This is a genomic window from Serratia sp. OS31 (assembly GCF_014164835.1).
Taxonomy (GTDB): domain Bacteria; phylum Pseudomonadota; class Gammaproteobacteria; order Enterobacterales; family Enterobacteriaceae; genus Serratia; species Serratia liquefaciens_A.
In genome coordinates, this window is sequence record NZ_JACJFQ010000024.1 from 40,283 (window position 1) to 59,528 (window position 19,246).

Genomic DNA, 19,246 nt, shown 5'->3' on the forward strand with positions numbered 1-19,246 from the left:
ACGATCTCCCTTGCCTTACAAACTCACTTTGTGCAGCGCTCCCAATTTTTACCTGTGACAGCGGATTGTCCGCTGGGCTAGTATAGCGTCGGTATAAAAAACTTATTGATCCCCATCGCCGGTAGCCGCGGTGCCCTCCGTTCCGTTTGGGATCGGTTTGATAAATGGCTTTACCTCGCCCTGCGGCCGCCTGCAGGCGTGATTTTTTGTAAAACGGCGTGAAACCTAACGATGAAAAACAACGTCAAAAATATTTTTAAATTCAATGGATTGGAAACAGTAATCTTATGAATAGCACCGACAAGCTCGATTCACACACGCCTATGATGCAGCAGTACCTGCGCCTCAAGGCCCAGCATCCCGAGATCCTGCTGTTTTACCGCATGGGCGACTTCTACGAGCTGTTCTATGATGATGCCAAGCGCGCGTCCCAATTGCTGGATATCTCGCTGACCAAGCGCGGTGCCTCAGCAGGGGAGCCTATTCCCATGGCCGGCGTTCCCCATCATGCGGTGGAAAACTATTTAGCCAAACTGGTGCAGCTAGGTGAATCCGTTGCCCTGTGCGAACAAATCGGCGATCCGGCCACCAGTAAAGGTCCGGTTGAGCGCAAAGTGGTGCGCATCGTCACGCCAGGCACCATCACCGACGAAGCCTTGTTACAGGAGCGTCAGGACAACCTGCTGGCCGCCATCTGGCAGGACGCACGTGGCTTTGGTTACGCGACGCTGGACATCAGCTCCGGCCGTTTCCGCGTTGCCGAACCGGCAGATATCGAGACCATGGCGGCCGAGCTGCAACGCACCAATCCCGCCGAGCTGCTTTATCCCGAAACCTTTGAACAGATGTCGCTGATTGAGCAGCGCCATGGTCTGCGTCGTCGCCCGCTGTGGGAATTCGAACCGGAGACCGCCCGTCAGCAGCTTAACCTGCAGTTCGGCACCCGCGATCTTACCGGCTTCGGCGTTGAACAGGCCCATCAGGCACTGCGTGCCGCCGGTTGCCTGCTGCAGTATGTAAAAGACACCCAGCGCACCTCATTGCCGCACATCCGTGGCATCACCATGGAGCGTCAACAGGATGGCATCATCATGGACGCCGCTACCCGGCGTAACCTCGAGCTGACCCAGAGCCTGTCCGGCGGCACTGAAAACACCCTGGCGGCGATCCTCGATCGCAGCGTCACGGCCATGGGCAGCCGCATGCTTAAGCGCTGGCTGCATATGCCGACTCGTGACATCAAGGTACTGAATGATCGTCAGCAAGCCATCGGCGCACTGCAGGATCTGTATGCCGATCTGCAACCTTCTTTGCGTCAGGTCGGCGATCTGGAACGTATCCTCGCCCGTCTGGCGTTGCGCAGCGCCCGTCCACGCGATCTGGCACGCATGCGTCATGCCTTCCAGCAGTTACCGGATATCCATGCGCTGTTAAAAGGCGTAAATACTCCGCATGTGCAGCACCTGCTGTCCCAGGTGGGTCAATTTGATGAACTGCAGGACTTGCTGGAGCGCGCCGTGGTGGAAGCCCCGCCGGTGCTGGTCCGCGACGGTGGCGTTATCGCCCCCGGCTACAACAGCGAGCTGGACGAATGGCGAGCCTTGGCCGATGGTGCCAGCGACTATCTCGACCGTCTGGAGATCCGCGAGCGCGAAAAGCTGGGGCTGGATACGCTGAAGGTCGGTTTCAATGGCGTTCATGGCTATTACATTCAGGTCAGTCGCGGGCAAAGCCATCTGGTACCGATCCATTACGTACGCCGTCAGACGCTGAAAAACGCCGAACGTTACATCATTCCCGAACTGAAAGAGTACGAAGACAAGGTGCTGACCTCTAAAGGGAAAGCGCTGGCCATCGAGAAAGGCCTGTACGAAGAGCTGTTCGATTTGCTGTTGCCACATCTGGGTGAATTGCAACAAAGCGCTGCGGCTTTGGCAGAGCTGGACGTGCTGGCTAACCTGGCTGAACGCGCCGAAACGCTGAACTACGCCTGCCCGACCATGAGCGAGCAGCCTGGCGTACGCATCACCGAAGGTCGCCACCCGGTGGTGGAGCAGGTATTGAGCGAACCCTTTATCTCCAACCCGCTGTCACTGTCGCCCCAGCGCCGAATGTTGATCATTACCGGTCCTAATATGGGCGGTAAAAGCACCTATATGCGCCAAACGGCGCTGATCGTACTGATGGCCCATATCGGCAGCTACGTGCCGGCAAGCAAGGCGGTCATTGGCCCGGTCGATCGCATATTTACCCGCGTAGGTGCGGCTGACGATCTGGCCTCCGGCCGTTCCACCTTTATGGTTGAGATGACCGAAACAGCCAATATCCTGCATAACGCCACCGAACACAGCCTGGTGCTGATGGACGAGATTGGCCGTGGCACCTCGACCTATGACGGTTTATCCCTGGCCTGGGCCTGTGCCGAAAATCTGGCCAGCCGCATCAAGGCCATGACCTTGTTCGCCACTCATTACTTTGAGCTGACCACCCTGCCGGAAAAAATGGAAGGCGTGGTTAACGTGCATTTGGATGCGCTCGAGCACGGTGACACCATCGCCTTTATGCACAGCGTGCAGGACGGTGCCGCCAGCAAAAGTTATGGGCTGGCGGTTGCCGCACTGGCCGGGGTGCCGCGTGAAGTGATCAAACGCGCGCGCCAGAAATTGCGGGAACTGGAAGCCATCTCCAGCCACACCGCCAGCGGTACCGTTGACGCCACCCAAATGACGCTGTTGAACGAGGAAACCTCTCCGGCGGTTGAAGCGCTTGAGGCCCTGGATCCGGATTCACTGTCTCCGCGCCAGGCGCTGGAATGGATTTACCGCCTGAAGAATATGGTCTAACTCGACGTATAAACAGCAAACGGTGAGCATCATGCTCACCGTTTTTATTTAATAAGGTTTATCGTTATTGTTACACAATGAAAGTAACAATGTTTCATATCCTGCTTTTGATTCGCCATGGCTATTAGCCATTGTCTATCAATTAAAATAATCAATTGGACGTGATGCATATCGAAGCGAATAATTAGGCCTCAATATATCCAGTCAGTTGTCAATGCGGGATCGCTCGCTGCTACTGCATTGGTGAAAGCACAATCCTTCCTACGGTGCTCTGCACCACCATACTGTTATTAAAACCCTTTTAAAACAGTACCGTTATAGCTGCATGTATTTAAATCAATAAAGTATTCTCACTTGAACAATGCCCCTTGCGAATGCTCACGTCAGTCATTTTATTTAATACAAACACCTATCCATCCTGTAGGAGTCATTTTATGAAACCTAAGCTTTTAGCTATAGTTTTTTCCATTCCGTTTATTTCCCTGACAAGCACCGGCGCCTTAGCTACGGACTCTCCCGACTATGCTACCATCGTGCAATCGGCTTATCAGAAATTTAAAAATGACAATCGTGGTAAGGTTGCGGATTATATTCCTGCATTGGCGGCTTACAGTGATAAAAATTACGCTATCGCGATTGCAACTGTAGATGGCAAACTCTATACCGCCGGAGATACACAAAAAATATTTCCACTGGAATCATTAACCAAAATATTCTCTTTATCTATCGCATTAAATCAACATGGCGCTGACAAAGTACTGAATGAGCTGGGTGCAAACTCAACCGGATTACCCTTTAATTCTGGCCTCGCCATCGAACTGCGTCCAGAGCGCCCGCAGAATCCACTGGTTAATGCCGGCGCCATTAGCACCGTCAGCTTTATCAATGCGAAAAATGCCAGCGATCGTTGGCAACAGATTATCGACAATATGAACGCCTATGCCGATGCTAAATTGAGCATTAATCTGGACGTTTATCATTCCGAATCCGTGACTAACCAGCATAACCAGGCGCTGAGTCGCTTGATGATGTCTTATGGCCGCATGTACAGCAATGCCGACGAAGCACTCGATATCTACACCAAACAGTGTTCGGTGAGCGCCACCACTGAGCAACTGGCCAAGATGGGGGCCGTATTGGCAAACGCGGGGAAATCCCCCTTCACTGGCAAGCAGCTACTGCAGCAACAATACGTCCCCAACGTGCTGTCAGAAATGGCGATCGCAGGTCTCTATGACGGCTCAGGGCAATGGCTATACAACGTAGGAGTCCCAGCCAAAAGCGGTGTTGGCGGCGGTATGGTCGCCGTCGTCCCTGGCCAATACGCCATTGCAGTCTACTCACCCCCCCTGGATAAAGCCGGCAATAGTGTCCGTGCACAGGAAGCAATCAGCTACGTTGCGCACGCAACCAAAGCCAACCTTTACGACTCTCACTGATCTCATTCCCGTCGTGCCAGCGCATCGGCGACTTCTAAGAATGTTCTATAGGCTGACAGCAAAAAGCTCGCATTAACCCTCGACCAGCGGGCGGCAGCAGGTCTTTCCCTAATCGCGGTTTTGCGGTATTCGTTAGAAAAAAAACGGCGAGCATTATGCTCACCGTTTTTATTTTGATGCGGTTCAACTGCCAACGTTACTCGCGGAACAGTGCCTCGATACTCAGGCCCTGCATCTGCAGTATTTCACGCAGGCGACGCAAACCTTCAACCTGGATCTGACGAACTCGCTCGCGAGTCAGGCCAATTTCACGGCCCACATCTTCGAGCGTCGCCGCTTCGTAGCCCAACAGGCCAAAACGACGCGCCAGCACCTCACGCTGTTTGGCGTTCAGTTCGAACAGCCATTTCACGATGCTCTGCTTCATGTCATCGTCTTGCGTGGTGTCTTCCGGTCCGTTGTCTTTCTCGTCTGCCAGAATGTCCAACAGCGCTTTCTCCGAATCCCCACCCAACGGCGTATCCACAGAAGTGATACGTTCGTTCAGGCGCAGCATGCGGCTGACGTCATCCACCGGCTTGTCGAGTTGCTCTGCAATCTCTTCAGCGCTCGGTTCATGATCCAGTTTGTGAGAAAGCTCGCGCGCGGTGCGCAAATAGACATTCAGTTCTTTAACTATGTGGATAGGCAAGCGGATAGTACGGGTTTGGTTCATGATCGCCCGCTCAATCGTCTGCCGGATCCACCAGGTCGCGTAGGTCGAGAAACGGAAACCGCGTTCTGGGTCAAACTTTTCCACTGCGCGGATCAGACCGAGGTTACCCTCTTCAATCAGATCCAGCAGCGCCAGGCCGCGGTTGCTGTAACGGCGGGCGATTTTCACCACCAGCCGCAGGTTGCTTTCAATCATTCGGCGGCGGGACGGCACGTCACCGCGCAGTGCACGCCGCGCAAAATAAACTTCTTCCTCTGCGGTAAGCAGCGGAGAATAACCGATTTCGCCCAGATAGAGCTGCGTCGCATCCAATACGCGTTGGGTCACGCCTTGTGACAACAACTCTTCTTCCGCTAGATCATTCTCACTGGCCTCTTCTTCTACCAGTGCTTTTTCGTCGAATGATTCCGCTTCCGTTGCGTTCTCGTCGAAATCCGCATCATCATGTAACTCGTTAACTTTCAGCGTATTTTGGCTCATATGCTGCTCCTACCCGTGATACCGCGAGCAGAATAACAGCGTATTCTGCCCAATCTATCGCTGCGGAAGATAACGCAGCGGGTTTACGGATTTCCCCTTGTAACGAATTTCAAAATGCAAACGTACTGAACTGGTTCCGGTGCTACCCATGGTGGCTATTTTTTGACCCGCCTTCACTTCTTGTTGTTCCCGGACCAGCATTGTGTCGTTGTGAGCGTAGGCGCTCAGGTAATCATCATTGTGTTTGATGATGATCAGATTACCGTAACCCCGTAAAGCGTTGCCTGCGTACACTACACGACCATCGGCGGTAGCGAAGATAGGCTGCCCACGGGACCCGGCGATATCGACACCTTTATTCCCACCTTCTGATGAGGAAAAGTTATCAATAATCTTCCCGTCAGTCGGCCATCTCCAGGTACTTACCGGAGCGCTGTTGCTGACGGTGCTGCTCACTGGTGGAGCAACGGCCGGTGCGGTAACAGGGGCTGTTGCGGTAGTTGCCGCCACTGCGCCTGCTGCAGGTAACATCTTACCTACATTCTGTTTACCCGAATTATCAGAATACGCGTTAGTTGATTGAGAATCAACCGTTGCAGTTTGTATCTGGGAGGTCGATGGCGGCTTTGGCACGCCGCCGCTGGTGGCATCTGTTGCCGCCAGCATACCGCCGTTTCCGGCCGCCGAACCATTACCAAGCTGAATGTTTTGACCCACATTCAGGCTGTAGGGTTCAGGAATATTGTTGCGTTGCGCCAGGTCACGGTAATCATTTCCGGTGATCCAGGCGATGTAAAACAGCGTATCTCCGCGCTTAACCGTGTAGGTATTGCCGCTGTAGCTCCCTTTGGGGATCGAAGTATAACTGCGGTTGTAAACAATGTGCCCCTCAGAGCCCACCTGTGCCCCAGCGTTGCTGGATGCAGCGGCTCCGGCACCACCACCGTTCACACTACTGATAGGGGCCGATGTTGACGCAGTGTTCGTACAACCCGCCAACCACAAACTTACCATCGTACACACCGCAACCCGGCGTAATGTAATCATTGGGCTTCCCGTGCTCATGCTTCCCCCATGACAGCAATATCAGCGATATATCCAAAATACCCTTTACATCGTAGCTGAGCTTTTAACATTCTCTACGTTCCTACAATGAAAGGTGCCCGCGGCCGATTCCTGAACGTCAGAAAACCTCATGCCGGAGCCTCAAAACAGCGCGCCAATGCTAACCACATTAGCGCTGCTGCACCATAAGACAACTGCGCAGAAAGGCAATTGTATTGAAAATTAGTTTTATTGAAACGCTAAAACCTTAACCGGAGGGGATGAAAGTGCAACAGATTTCATTTCCTGCCGAAAAATCAGACAATCGCTAGGCCAATTCGCCCTTCACCAACGGAACAAAGCGTACCGCTTCGACGGTATCGATAACAAATTCGTTCCCCTGACGCTGAATACGCTTGAGGGTTTGGGCCTGCTCACCGACCGGCAGCACCAAAATGCCACCGTCGTCCAGCTGTTCCATCAGCGCCGGGGGGATTTCCGGCGGCGCGGCGGTGACGATGATGGCGTCAAACGGCCCCCGCGACGCCCACCCTTGCCAGCCGTCGCCGTGGCGAGTGGAAACATTATGGAGATCGAGTTGCTTCAGGCGGCGCTTCGCCTGCCATTGCAATCCCTTGATACGCTCAACCGAGCACACGTGCTGCACCATATGCGCCAGGATGGCGGTCTGATAGCCGGAACCCGTGCCAATCTCAAGAACTCGCGAAGTGGGCGTCAGGTTCAGCAGCTCGGTCATCCGTGCCACCATATAGGGCTGGGAGATCGTTTGACCCGAGCCGATCGGCAGCGCGGTATTCTCATAAGCCTTGTGCTCAAGCGCTTCATCAACAAAGCGCTCACGCGGCACGGCCTCAATGGCCAGCAGCAATCGTTCGTCCTGGATCCCTTGTTGACGCAGTTGCGTCAGCAATGTGTGCATACGCTTGTTCACCATTCCCCGCCAACCCCTGCTTTGGTTAACCACGTTTTTACCACGTCCTGGGCCGCATAGGCGGTCAAATCCACCTGCAATGGCGTGATCGCCACATAACCCTGTTCTACCGCAGCGAAATCCGTGTCCGGCCCGACATCAAACTTATCACCAGGCGGCCCGATCCAGTAGAGGTTTTGCCCGCGCGGATCCTGTTGGCAGAACACCTTATCTGCCGGGTGACGGCTGCCGCAACGGGTCACTCGGATGCCTTTTATCTCATCCAACGGCAAGTCCGGCACGTTGATATTGAGAATTTTACCGGTGCGCAACGGCTCACGCAGCAAGGCTCGCAGCACCCGGCAGGTGATCGCCGCCGCCGCCGCATAATGCTGATGGCCGTTCAACGACACGGCCAGCGCAGGCAAGCCCAAATGGCGCCCTTCCATGGCGGCCGCCACGGTGCCGGAGTAGATAACGTCATCGCCCAGATTGGGACCGGCATTGATACCGGAAACCACGATATCCGGCGCAGGTTGCATCAGGGCATTCACCCCCAGGTACACGCAATCGGTCGGAGTTCCTTGCTGTACGGCGATATCCCCATTGGGCATCGTCAGGGTGCGCAATGGGGATTCCAGCGTCAGCGCATTGGAAGAACCGCTGCGGTTACGATCGGGTGCCACAACCTGCACCTCAGCAAACTCTCGCAGCGCTGCCGCCAGCACCTGAATGCCTGGGGCGGTAACACCGTCGTCATTACTCAGCAATATCCGCATAAGAGGTTGTCTTCTTTTTATCTCTCAACCAGGCACCGCTTAACGCAGCCTGGGATTTAACTACTCGGTATGACCGCCCAAAAGGAGGCGCTTAATCAGCAGATATTATGTTTACTGCCCCCGCCATGTCCAGTGACCATGGGAAAAGGCAGGGAACTCAAGGCTAAACTGCCGCGAGCCAATCTTATGGCGAAAAAAAACCTGCTTGCGCAGGTTTCAGGTTATTGACAAAGGGGGATAAAAGCGTGGTTTTTCCCCCTTTGTGTTATCAGTCGAAAATCAATAAATTGATTTTCCTGATTATTTTCAAAACCTTTAGCGCCTGCCGCCAAACATTATATGTTTGTCAGCAGTCTCAAACCGGCGTAAAACCGGTTTCTTGATTATTACTCGCTAATATCCGCATCGCTACTGTCCTGCCGCATAATTTCGCGCACCACGCTGGTGGCAAAACTGCCGGCCGGCAGCCAGAAACGCAGTTCGACGGTGGCATCATCCCACCAGTCCCACTGCATATCTTTCGGCTGTAACAGCAATGCTCGGCGGGCCGGATCTACGCGTTCGCGCTTTAAAAGCGACATCAGCTCCGGCTGTTCCAGCAGGCACTGCTGTTCGAAGCTCAACGCTTCCCCGGCGGTGCCCGGCTCACCATCACCCGGCAAAGGAGCGGTAATCATCAGCTCACCGGCCTCCAGGCGTTGCTGCAACGCTTCCAGCTCTTCCGGTTTGGCGACAAACCAGCTGCCACGACCGCTAAGCTGAAGGGCATCCCCTTCCAATACGGTATGTTGCTGCTGATTGGCCAATCGCCGGCTGGCGATCAGGTTAAACAGCGCGCTGCGGCTGGCGGAAAGATAAAAGCTACGCTTGCTGCGTTCTTTCACCCGGATCTCGTCATTCGCCCAGCGCCGTGCCATCACCAGATTGTTACCGCCGCGCCCAAAGCGCTGGCTGCCGAAGTAATTCGGTACACCGCCGGCCTCAATCGCCTGCAGGCGTTGTTCTACATCCTGACGATCGGAAATATGACGCAGCACCAGAGTAAAGGCATTGCCTTTTAACGTGCCAATCCGCATTTTGCGCAGGTGGCGGGCGCTGGCCAGCACTTCACAACCTTCCAATGAGAACTGGGTAAAGTCCGGCGTTTCTTTCCCTGGCAGATGCAAACAGAACCACTGTTCGGTTACCGCATGGCGATCTTTTAGGCCCGCGTAGCTGACGGAGCGGGCATGAATACCGGCAAAGCGCGCCAGATAATCGGCGACGAACTGGGTGTTACAGCCGTTTTTGCGGATGTTCACCAGCACGTGTTCGCCTTCGCCATCCGGCTTAAAGCCCAGATCTTCCACCACCACGAAATCTTCCGGGTTGGCCTTCAGCACGCCGGTGCTTTGCGGCTGGCCATGCAGCCAGGTCAGGTTAGCCATATCCATGCGCTTATTCCTTGATCAACAAGGCAACCGCTTCGCAGGCAATACCCTCGCCACGCCCGGTGAAACCGAGTTGTTCGGTGGTGGTAGCCTTAACGTTAACGTCGTCCATATGGCATTGCAGATCTTCCGCCAGGAAAATGCGCATTTGCGGGATGTGCGGTGCCATTTTAGGGGCCTGGGCAATAATAGTGATGTCCAGGTTCCCCAGACGATAGCCTTTGGCACGGATGCGTTTCCAGGCTTCGCGCAGCAACTCGCGACTATCGGCACCTTTGAAGGCCGGGTCGGTATCCGGGAACAGCTTGCCGATATCCCCCAGCGCCGCTGCGCCCAGCAGGGCATCGGTCGCGGCGTGCAGTGCTACGTCGCCGTCGGAGTGGGCCAGCAAACCTTTTTCATAAGGAATACGAACGCCACCGATCACCAACGGGCCTTCGCCGCCAAATTTATGTACGTCAAAACCGTGGCCGATACGCATGATGCGCTCCTTAATTGTCTAACTGAGTTAAATAGAATGCCGCCAGCGCCAAATCTTCCGGCCGCGTGACCTTAATATTGTCCGAACGCCCATTGACCAGCAACGGGTGATAGCCGCAGTGCTCCAGGGCCGAAGCCTCGTCGGTCACCGTCGCCCCGTCATCCAGCGCACGCTGCAGGCACTGCTTGAGCAACACCAGTGGGAACAGCTGCGGCGTTAACGCATGCCACAGGTCCTGACGTTCCACCGTATGAGAAATGGCACCGTGGCCAGGCTCTGCACGCTTCATGGTGTCACGCACCGGCGCGGCCAGAATGCCCCCCACGTCGCTGTGTTGGGTAATCGCCAACAGGCGCTCGAGATCGTCGGCATGCAGACAGGGGCGCGCGGCGTCGTGCACCAGTACCCATTTGGCCTCGCCGGCCAACTGCAAGCCCGCCATTACCGAGTCGGCGCGTTGCTGCCCGCCGATGGTGGCCTGCACTCGGGGATCTTGCGCAATCGGCAACTGGTGAAACTGCTGGTCATCCGGCCCGATTGCCACAATCACCTGCGAGATGCGCGGATGGCGCAGCAACGCATGGATCGCGTGTTCGAGAATGGTTTGGTGGCCGATGGTTAAGTATTGCTTTGGGCAATCAGCCTGCATGCGGCTGCCAATACCGGCAGCGGGCAGGACGGCGATCACCGATGGAAAGGTTCCTGCGGAGTGATTCATGCGTTACTTTTGTAGGTTATTTTGCGAGGCGGACGCCGCGTTGCGTCGGGATTGGTCAGGAACCAGACGATAGAAAGTCTCACCGGGCTTAATCATGCTCAGTTCATTGCGCGCACGCTCTTCGATCGCTTCCTGACCGCCGTTCAAATCGTCGATTTCGGCGAACAGCTGATCGTTACGCGCTTTCAATTTAGCATTGCTGCCCTGTTGGAGCGCAACGTCTTCATTGACCCGCACGTAATCGTGAATACCATTTTTGCCCAGCCACAGTGAATACTGTAACCAACCGAGCAATGCCAGCAATAGCAGCGTAAGTTTTCCCATCTCCGCCCCCTGAAAAACCGACCAATCATCCCACAACTTTTCGTTGGACTCCACACAGAGAACGGCATTTCGCCGCCAAATTCAGAGTAGGATGATAATTTCCTGAGTTTATAACCTAAATTCACTGCGAAAGCGGCAAAAAAAACCACTTTCACCGCAGAAAAACCAACCAACGCCCCCGCATTTTTCCCCTTCAGCGTTTTTTTCGGTTATGCAGCAAGAAAAACTGGCTACACGCTAATTTCACCAAAGCATTCGCCACCGACAAGCACAAACTGCATATTTAACACCATTAAAAATTTCATCATCAGGTAGGAGTTGTGTTTTTATTCATTAAAGATTATTTTTATGCACTCATAGTGCATAAATAAATCCAATGGATCATTTTTAATTACCGGGGATAGCGATGTTTAAATCTTTAGTTGTGATTGGCGCCTGCCTGGCCGCCACCCTGTCGGCCTCAGTCCTGGCGGCTGAGCCTACCTACGTCGTCGGCTCTGGCGGCACCTACCGTCCGTTCGAATTCGAAAACAGCAGCAAACAACTGGAAGGCTTTGATATCGATATCATCAAGGCGGTAGCCAAGGCCGAGAACTTTCAGGTCAAACTGGTGAATACGCCGTGGGAAGGTATTTTCGCAACGCTGAACTCCGGCGATCGCGACATCATTATTTCCGGCATCACCATTACCGACAAACGCAAACAAATGGTTGATTTCTCTGCACCTTACTTCCCGGCAGAGCAGGCTATCGTGGTTCCCAAAGACTCCGGCGTCGACTCCATCGCCGCCTTGAAAACGCTGAAGGTCGGCGTAGTCAACTCCAGCACCGGCGACATCGTGGTGTCCGACGTGTTAGGCAAAAACAACACCGCCATCAAACGTTTCGACAATACCCCGCTAATGCTGCAAGAGCTGTATGAAGACGGTATCGGCGCGGCCGTGGGCGACGTCGGCGTGGCCAAGTTCTACATCAAAACTCATCCGGAAAAAGAGTTCAAACTGGTGTCCGATGCCAAATTCGAACGTCAGTATTTCGGTATCGCCGTGGCCAAAGGCAATGACGAACTGCGCGGCAAAATCAACGCCGGCCTGAAGAAAATCATCGCCGACGGCACCTACGCCAAAATCTACCAGACCTGGTTTGACAGCAACGTCCCCACGCTGCCCGCCGAATAATAGACCGGCGCTCGTCAGCGCAGCAGCCTGAAAACTTTTTAAGAAGGAACCGACCTTGAATTTCCGTTGGGAGATAATCCAGGAGTACGCCCCGCTGTTTATGGAAGGCGCCTGGATGACCATCAAATGCACCATTATCTGCGTGATACTGGGCACCACCTGGGGGCTGCTCCTCGGGCTCGGCCGCCTGGCGCAGGCACCACACGGCATCTGGAAACCGATACTGCATTACGGCGTTCAGTGGCCGGTGCGCATCTACATCAGCGCCTTCCGCGGTACGCCGCTGTTTGTCCAGATTATGGTGGTGCATTTCGCGCTAGTGCCGCTGTTTATCAACCCACGTGACGGTCTGCTGGTCACCAGCGGTCTGATGAGCACCGATTTCGCCCGCGCGCTGCGCTCCGATTACGGCGCATTTCTCTCCTGCGTGGTGGCGATTACGCTTAACGCAGGTGCCTATGTCTCGGAAATTTTCCGCGCCGGCATTCAGTCTATCGATCGCGGTCAGATGGAAGCCTCACGCTCGCTGGGCATGAGCTACGGCAAAACCATGCGCAAAGTGATCCTGCCGCAGGCGTTTCGCCGCATGCTGCCGCCGCTGGGCAACAATGCGATTGCCATCGTCAAAGACTCTTCGCTGGCCTCCGCCATCGGACTTGCCGATCTGGCCTATGCCGCCCGCACGGTTTCCGGCGCCTATGCCACCTATTGGGAGCCCTACCTGACCATTTCGTTGGTCTATTGGGTCCTCACCTTCCTGCTTTCGCTGATGGTGCAACACATGGAAAAGAGGTTTGGGAAAAGTGATTCGCGTACATAACCTGCAAAAACAATTCGGCGAAAGCCACGTGCTGCGTGGTATTTCCTGCGAAATCGCAGCCAACGAAGTGGTCTGCGTCATCGGCCCGTCCGGCTCCGGTAAAAGCACCTTCCTGCGCTGTATCAATGCGCTGGAAACGCTGTCCGGCGGTGAGATCCTGGTGAACGGTTTTGCCATACACAGCCAGAAAACCGATCTCAATAAAATGCGTGAAAGCGTCGGCATGGTGTTTCAACGCTTTAACCTGTTCCCGCATATGACGGTGCTGGAAAACATCATCATGGCGCCGATGGGGGTGAAAAAACTGTCGCGCGCAGAGGCCATACTGCGGGCAGAGGCGCTGCTGCAAAAGGTGGGCCTGCTGGACAAAATTGACACCTATCCCAACAGCCTGTCCGGCGGTCAACAACAGCGGGTAGCCATTGCTCGCGCGCTGGCGATGGAACCGAAAATCATGCTGTTCGACGAACCGACCTCCGCGCTCGATCCCGAGTTGGTCGGCGAAGTGCTGGCGGTGATGAAGTCATTGGCGCACGAAGGCATGACGATGGTGGTGGTGACGCATGAAATGGGCTTTGCCCGTGAAGTGGCCGATCGGGTGTTGTTTATCGATCAGGGGATCATCCAGGAAGAAGGTACGCCACAGCAGATTTTCAGCCAGCCGGCCAATCCGCGCACTCAGGCTTTTCTGAGCAAAGTTTTGTAACCTTCGGCACGGCTTTGCAATGCTTTGGGCGCAGGCGACTGCGCCCTTCCCCTCACCAACCGGTCAAAAAGCTGAACACCAGCCAGAACAGGCACAGAACGAGGGTCCCGGTCAGCAGCAGCGTAAAAATCAGCCGACCACGCAGCAGCATGCTGAGCGTGATGCCAATCAGCACCGAAACCGGCATCAGCGCCAGGAAAAACGGCCAGGTGTAAAGCAGGAAGAAAAGGGTGTTAGAGCCATAAACCAAAAACGGCACCGCGAAGGCCAGCCAGTAGAAAACAAAGCCGCAGACACCGCCCAGGAAAGAATAAGAGGGCTCCTCTTTCTCCTGGTTCGCGTCAATCAAGATAGGCGAGACATTTTGCATAGCGATCCCTGGTTATTCGGCGCGCTCTCCGGCGGGCTTAGCGTAAAAAGCGTATGGCGCAAAAACGCCACACGCTTTTCTGAATTCAGGGTTTGATAATAGCCCGACCACGCAGCACGTCTAACAATTGCGCAATCAAATTTGTTACCAATTGTTGGCCATCAAGGTGAATATCCGGCCGTTGGGGTGCCTCGTAAACCGAGTCGATGCCGGTGAAATTACGCAGCTCGCCGGCACGGGCTTTTTTGTACAATCCTTTCGGATCCCGCACTTCACAAACTGCCAACGGCGTGTCGACAAACACCTCGATAAAACGATCTTCATCCAGGAGTTCACGTACCATCTGCCGTTCGGCGCGATGTGGGGAAATGAAAGCGGTCAACACCACCAGGCCGGCGTCCACCATCAGTTTCGCCACTTCGCCCACGCGGCGAATATTTTCGCGCCGGTCGTCGTCGGAAAAACCCAGGTCGCGGCACAGGCCGTGACGCACGTTATCGCCATCCAGCAGATAGGTGCTGACACCATGGGCGTGCAGCGCCTGTTCCAGCGCACCGGCGACGGTAGATTTGCCCGAGCCGGACAGCCCGGTAAACCACAGCACCACGCCTTTGTGGCCGTTGCGGACTTCGCGATCTGCACGCGTTACCGCATGCGGATGCCAGACCACGTTGTCATCATCCGGCCCGGTCGGCCGCAGTTGAGCGTCGGTCACGTTATTTTCCCCCAATCAGGTCGCGCGCGCCCCAATGTGGGAAGTGTTTACGCACCAGTGCATTCAATTCCAGCTCAAATGCGCTGAAGTCGCCGGCGGATGTCTGTGCGTCCTGCAAGGTTTCGCGGATCAAGCCGGCCCCCACGGTGACGTTACTCAGGCGATCGACAAAGATCAGCCCACCGGTATCATGGTTGCGTTGATAGCTGTCCAGTACCAGCGGTTCATCAAAGGTCAGTTCCACCAAACCAATGCCATTGAGCGGTAAAGTGTCCGCCTGGTGCTGCGCCAACGAGTTGATTTCCACCTGGTGGCGTATGCCTTCTACCCGCGCACGGGTCTTTTTACCGGCCACTTTGATGTCGTAGCTTTGGCCCGGCAACAACGGTTTTTCAGCCATCCACACCACGTCCACCAGCGCACTTTGCGCCGCTTTCAGAGTTTCCCCGGCATCGACCAGCAGATCGCCGCGGCTGATGTCCACTTCATCTGCCAGCACCAGCGTAATCGCCTCGCCCGGCACCGCTTCCTGCAGATCGCCATCAAAGGTCACAATGCGCGCTACGGTAGACTCCAGGCCGGAAGGCAATACCTTCACGCGTTGCCCGACGCGCACCACACCCGCGGACAGCGTGCCCGCATAGCCCCGGAAATCCAGGTTAGGACGGTTGACATACTGCACCGGGAAACGCAGCGGCTGCGTCTCGCGTTCGCTGATCACGTCCACGCTCTCCAGCACCTGCAGCAGCGTTGGGCCGCTGTACCAAGGCATCTGGGCGCTCTCACTGGCCACGTTGTCGCCATCCAGCGCCGACAAGGGCACAAACTTGATGTCCAGATCGTTCGGCAACTGCTGGGCGAAGGTCAGGTAGTCCTGCTTGAACTGCTCGAACACCGACTCTTGGTAATCCACCAGATCCATTTTATTGACCGCCACCACCAGATGGCGAATGCCCAACAGCGTGGCGATAAAGCTGTGCCTGCGGGTTTGATCCAGAACCCCTTTGCGCGCATCGATCAACAGGATCGCCAGATCGCAGGTTGAGGCCCCGGTCGCCATATTGCGGGTGTACTGCTCATGCCCCGGCGTATCGGCAATAATAAATTTGCGCTTTTCGGTCGAGAAATAGCGATAGGCCACGTCGATGGTAATGCCCTGCTCGCGCTCGGCCTGCAGGCCATCGACCAGCAGCGCCAAATCGAGTTTCTCGCCCTGGGTGCCAATGCGTTTGCTGTCGCTGTGCAGCGTAGACAGCTGATCTTCGTAGATCTGACGGGTATCGTGCAGCAAGCGGCCAATCAGGGTACTTTTGCCGTCATCGACGCTGCCGCAGGTCAGGAACCGTAACAGACTTTTGTGTTGCTGCGCATGCAGGTAAGACTCGACCCCGCCCTGCTCAGCGATTTGTTGTGCAATTGCGTTGTTCATCCGGCGGCTCCTTAGAAATACCCTTGACGCTTTTTCAGCTCCATCGAGCCGGACTGATCGCGGTCGATCATCCGTCCCTGGCGCTCACTGGTGGTAGACACCAACATCTCTTCGATGATCTCCGGAAGCGTCTCCGCTTCGGAATCCACTGCGCCGGTCAGCGGCCAACAGCCCAGCGTGCGGAAACGCACCATGCGCTGGCTGATCACTTCGCCCGGCTGCAGATCGATACGATCGTCGTCCACCATCAGCAACATGCCGTCGCGCTCTACCACCGGACGCGGTTTTGCCAGATACAGCGGCACGATGTCGATTTTTTCCAGGAAAATGTATTGCCAGATATCCAGCTCGGTCCAGTTCGACAGCGGGAACACGCGAATGCTCTCGCCCTTGTTGATTTGGCCGTTGTAGTTGTGCCACAGCTCCGGACGCTGGTTTTTCGGATCCCAACGATGGAAGCGGTCACGGAATGAATAGATACGCTCTTTGGCACGTGACTTCTCTTCGTCACGGCGGGCACCGCCAAAGGCAGCATCAAAACCGTATTTGTTAAGCGCCTGCTTCAGGCCTTCGGTTTTCATGATATCGGTATGCTTGGCGCTGCCGTGAACGAACGGGTTGATGCCCATCGCCACGCCTTCCGGGTTTTTGTGGATCAGCAGTTCAAAACCGTACTCTTTTGCAGTGCGATCGCGGAATTCGTACATTTCACGGAATTTCCAACCGGTATCCACATGCAGCAACGGGAACGGCAGCGTACCCGGGTAAAATGCCTTACGCGCCAGGTGCAGCATCACGGAAGAGTCTTTACCGATGGAATAGAGCATCACCGGGTTGCCGAATTCAGCGGCGACTTCACGGATGATATGGATACTCTCCGCCTCCAATTGCCGCAAATGAGTGAGTCGTTTTTCGTCCATAACAGATCCTTAAGCCAAATTCACGACGGCGGGCCGTGATGCCCCTTCCGTCTGCGGTTGATGCCCAAACCAGGCAATTTGATGATGCAGCTCCACCACTTCGCCGATCACCAGCAGCGCCGGCAAAGGTGCCTGTTGAGCCAATTTTTCAAGCTGTTGCAGCGTGCCGGTTTGCACCAGCTGATCCGCACGCGTACCGCGGCTGATCACCGCCACCGGCGTCGTGGGCGCGCGGCCGTGGGCTATCAGGCGCTGGCTGATGTCCGCCGCCTTCATGGTGCCCATGTAGATAGCCAGAGTCTGACGCGCTCGCGCCAAGTCTGACCAGTCCAGCCCGTCGCCGTCAGGACGGCAGTGGCCGGTAATAAAAGTCACGCTCTGCGCATGATCGCGGTGCGTCAGCGGAATGCCGGCATAGGCCGTTGCGCCGGCCGCCGCGGTGACGCCAGGCACCACCTGGAACGGAATGCCCGCGGCGGCGGCCACCTGCAGCTCTTCGCCGCCGCGGCCAAAGATAAAGGGATCTCCGCCTTTCAATCGCACCACGCGCTTGCCCTGCTGCGCCAGTTCCACCAACAGGCGGTTGGTTTCTTCCTGGATCACCGAGTGTGCTCCTGCACGTTTTCCCACGCAGATGCGTTCGGCATCGCGACGCACCAGATCCAGAATTTCATCGCTGACCAGATGGTCATACAGCACCACGTCAGCCTGCTGCATCACCTGCAGCCCGCGCAGGGTTAATAACCCCACGTCGCCAGGCCCGGCGCCCACCAGCGCAATTTCCCCCTGGGTACCTTCACCGCCCAGGGCAAACTGCTGTAAATCCTGCTCCAACTGCCGCTCGGCCTGCGCGGACTGGCCATTAGCTACTAGCGTGGCAAAACGTCCGCCGAATGTTTTTTCCCAAAAACGACGACGTTCGCCGATGGCATTCAGTCGCTGTTTTACCTGGCCGCGCCAGCGTCCAGCCACCTCAGCCATCTGCCCCAGACTGGCGGGCAACAAAGCTTCGAGCTTTTCACGCAGCATACGTGCCAGCACCGGCGCCTGGCCGCTGGAAGAGACGGCAACCACCAGCGGGGAACGATCGATAATCGACGGAAAGATGAACGAACAGCACGGCTGATCATCGACCACGTTGGCCAGCACCCGACGTTTATCCGCTTCGGCAAAGACTTCTGCATTCAGCGCGCTGTCGTCGGTTGCGGCGATCACCAGGAACACCTCATCCAGTTGCTGAGCGGCAAAAGCCTGCCCCTGCCAGCGGATGTGCCCCTGCTGACGCAGTTCTTCGAGTATGGGTGAGAGTGACTGCGCAACTATCCGTATTTCAGCCCCGGCGCGCAGGAGAAGATCCACTTTGCGCGCAGCCACTTCGCCGCCGCCAACGACCAACACCGGGCGTTGTTTCAGGTCGGCAAATATAGGTAGATAGTCCACAACAGCCTTTTCATATATGCAGAATGATAGTGTGACTATACGGGCTGAGATTTGGCCTCTGAAATGACGAAAAGGAATGACTAGTTCAATAATGGAATAAGGCGCAGTGCGTCGGGGTTTGCGGCAGTTATGCGCTGGACAAGGCCGTGATCATTATTCAGACCAGGTATGCGTCAGGAGACAGATGTTAAAACCAAAACTTCGCGACGGTCATGCACAAAGCAGCGGCGGCCAATATAGTGCTAACCATCCATTTGGTTTGATTGGACATCTCTTTATGGACCAAACCGATCTCTCGGTGCAGCAATCCCACTTCCTTATGCAAATCGCCTTTGGTGACAAACTCCACTGAACGTGTGGTCAGCGTGGCCAAATCGGTTTTGACCTGATTAAGAGCATGATCCACATACTCAGCTTTTTTCTCTATCAGGCCGATCCTGTTATCACATTTGTCCAACATCAGGGTTTCTCCTTCGATCCGTAAG

19 protein-coding genes are annotated in these 19,246 nt (G+C 55.4%); 5 read left to right on the forward strand and 14 right to left on the reverse strand.

Going from position 1 to position 19,246, the window contains the following annotated elements; all coding sequences use genetic code 11:
- Positions 1 to 287 precede the first annotated feature (287 nt).
- Positions 288 to 2,843 carry a DNA mismatch repair protein MutS gene (gene mutS, locus H5P17_RS18700; protein WP_182824528.1) on the forward strand — a complete coding sequence of 852 codons (2,556 nt, stop codon included), beginning with the start codon at positions 288 to 290 and terminating at the stop codon, positions 2,841 to 2,843.
- A gap of 434 nt (positions 2,844 to 3,277) precedes the next feature.
- Positions 3,278 to 4,282: a glutaminase A gene (glsA, locus tag H5P17_RS18705; protein ID WP_182824530.1), complete on the forward strand. Its 1,005-nt coding sequence runs from the start codon at positions 3,278 to 3,280 to the stop codon at positions 4,280 to 4,282.
- A gap of 196 nt (positions 4,283 to 4,478) precedes the next feature.
- On the opposite strand, the gene rpoS is transcribed toward glsA, so the two are convergent.
- The 8 genes from rpoS to ftsB form a co-directional block, all read right to left on the reverse strand.
- Positions 4,479 to 5,477, reverse strand: coding sequence for an RNA polymerase sigma factor RpoS (gene rpoS, locus H5P17_RS18710; protein WP_044554227.1), 999 nt, complete (start codon positions 5,475 to 5,477; stop codon positions 4,479 to 4,481).
- Between the two features lie 54 nt (positions 5,478 to 5,531).
- Positions 5,532 to 6,524, reverse strand: coding sequence for a murein hydrolase activator NlpD (gene nlpD, locus H5P17_RS18715; RefSeq protein WP_182824532.1), 993 nt, complete (start codon positions 6,522 to 6,524; stop codon positions 5,532 to 5,534).
- A gap of 325 nt (positions 6,525 to 6,849) precedes the next feature.
- Entirely contained in the window at positions 6,850 to 7,476 is a 627-nt protein-coding gene (locus H5P17_RS18720) for a protein-L-isoaspartate(D-aspartate) O-methyltransferase (RefSeq protein ID WP_182824534.1), read from the reverse strand.
- On the reverse strand, positions 7,470 to 8,231 hold the full coding sequence (surE, locus tag H5P17_RS18725) for a 5'/3'-nucleotidase SurE (protein WP_044554224.1): 762 nt from the start codon (positions 8,229 to 8,231) through the stop codon (positions 7,470 to 7,472). Before surE ends, H5P17_RS18720 begins: the two co-directional genes overlap by 7 nt.
- A gap of 386 nt (positions 8,232 to 8,617) precedes the next feature.
- Positions 8,618 to 9,664 carry a tRNA pseudouridine(13) synthase TruD gene (truD, locus tag H5P17_RS18730; protein WP_182824536.1) on the reverse strand — a complete coding sequence of 349 codons (1,047 nt, stop codon included), beginning with the start codon at positions 9,662 to 9,664 and terminating at the stop codon, positions 8,618 to 8,620.
- Between the two features lie 4 nt (positions 9,665 to 9,668).
- Complete coding sequence (ispF, locus tag H5P17_RS18735; protein ID WP_004950274.1) at positions 9,669 to 10,142, reverse strand: 2-C-methyl-D-erythritol 2,4-cyclodiphosphate synthase; 474 nt, start codon at positions 10,140 to 10,142, stop codon at positions 9,669 to 9,671.
- Positions 10,143 to 10,152: 10 nt separating this feature from the next.
- Positions 10,153 to 10,860, reverse strand: coding sequence for a 2-C-methyl-D-erythritol 4-phosphate cytidylyltransferase (ispD, locus tag H5P17_RS18740; RefSeq protein WP_044554221.1), 708 nt, complete (start codon positions 10,858 to 10,860; stop codon positions 10,153 to 10,155).
- Positions 10,861 to 10,863: 3 nt separating this feature from the next.
- Positions 10,864 to 11,184, reverse strand: a complete 321-nt coding sequence (gene ftsB, locus H5P17_RS18745; RefSeq protein ID WP_020825266.1) for a cell division protein FtsB — start codon at positions 11,182 to 11,184, stop codon at positions 10,864 to 10,866.
- 406 nt (positions 11,185 to 11,590) lie between these two features.
- Here ftsB and H5P17_RS18750 point away from each other — a divergent pair, with 406 nt between their 5' ends.
- The 3 genes from H5P17_RS18750 (at position 11,591) to H5P17_RS18760 (ending at position 13,887) form a co-directional block, all read left to right on the forward strand.
- Positions 11,591 to 12,361, forward strand: a complete 771-nt coding sequence (locus H5P17_RS18750; RefSeq protein ID WP_044554219.1) for a basic amino acid ABC transporter substrate-binding protein — start codon at positions 11,591 to 11,593, stop codon at positions 12,359 to 12,361.
- Positions 12,362 to 12,461: 100 nt separating this feature from the next.
- Complete coding sequence (locus tag H5P17_RS18755; RefSeq protein ID WP_044554269.1) at positions 12,462 to 13,181, forward strand: amino acid ABC transporter permease; 720 nt, start codon at positions 12,462 to 12,464, stop codon at positions 13,179 to 13,181.
- Positions 13,165 to 13,887 (forward strand): amino acid ABC transporter ATP-binding protein, encoded by a 723-nt coding sequence (locus H5P17_RS18760; protein WP_044554268.1) that lies wholly within the window; start codon positions 13,165 to 13,167, stop codon positions 13,885 to 13,887. Before H5P17_RS18755 ends, H5P17_RS18760 begins: the two co-directional genes overlap by 17 nt.
- 52 nt (positions 13,888 to 13,939) lie before the next feature.
- Here H5P17_RS18760 and H5P17_RS18765 read toward each other — a convergent pair whose 3' ends face one another.
- From H5P17_RS18765 to H5P17_RS18790, 6 genes are all read right to left on the reverse strand, one after another.
- Positions 13,940 to 14,257 (reverse strand): DUF3561 family protein, encoded by a 318-nt coding sequence (locus tag H5P17_RS18765; RefSeq protein ID WP_044554218.1) that lies wholly within the window; start codon positions 14,255 to 14,257, stop codon positions 13,940 to 13,942.
- Positions 14,258 to 14,342: 85 nt separating this feature from the next.
- Positions 14,343 to 14,972 carry an adenylyl-sulfate kinase gene (cysC, locus tag H5P17_RS18770; protein ID WP_041414213.1) on the reverse strand — a complete coding sequence of 210 codons (630 nt, stop codon included), beginning with the start codon at positions 14,970 to 14,972 and terminating at the stop codon, positions 14,343 to 14,345.
- Position 14,973: 1 nt separating this feature from the next.
- Positions 14,974 to 16,401, reverse strand: a complete 1,428-nt coding sequence (gene cysN / locus H5P17_RS18775) for a sulfate adenylyltransferase subunit CysN (protein WP_182824538.1) — start codon at positions 16,399 to 16,401, stop codon at positions 14,974 to 14,976.
- 11 nt (positions 16,402 to 16,412) lie between these two features.
- A complete protein-coding gene (gene cysD / locus H5P17_RS18780; RefSeq protein ID WP_044554216.1) occupies positions 16,413 to 17,321 on the reverse strand; it encodes a sulfate adenylyltransferase subunit CysD in 909 nt (302 codons plus the stop codon).
- Positions 17,322 to 17,330: 9 nt separating this feature from the next.
- Positions 17,331 to 18,761 (reverse strand): siroheme synthase CysG, encoded by a 1,431-nt coding sequence (gene cysG, locus H5P17_RS18785; protein WP_182824540.1) that lies wholly within the window; start codon positions 18,759 to 18,761, stop codon positions 17,331 to 17,333.
- A gap of 187 nt (positions 18,762 to 18,948) precedes the next feature.
- Positions 18,949 to 19,221: a hypothetical protein gene (locus H5P17_RS18790; protein ID WP_182824542.1), complete on the reverse strand. Its 273-nt coding sequence runs from the start codon at positions 19,219 to 19,221 to the stop codon at positions 18,949 to 18,951.
- Positions 19,222 to 19,246: the final 25 nt, after the last annotated feature.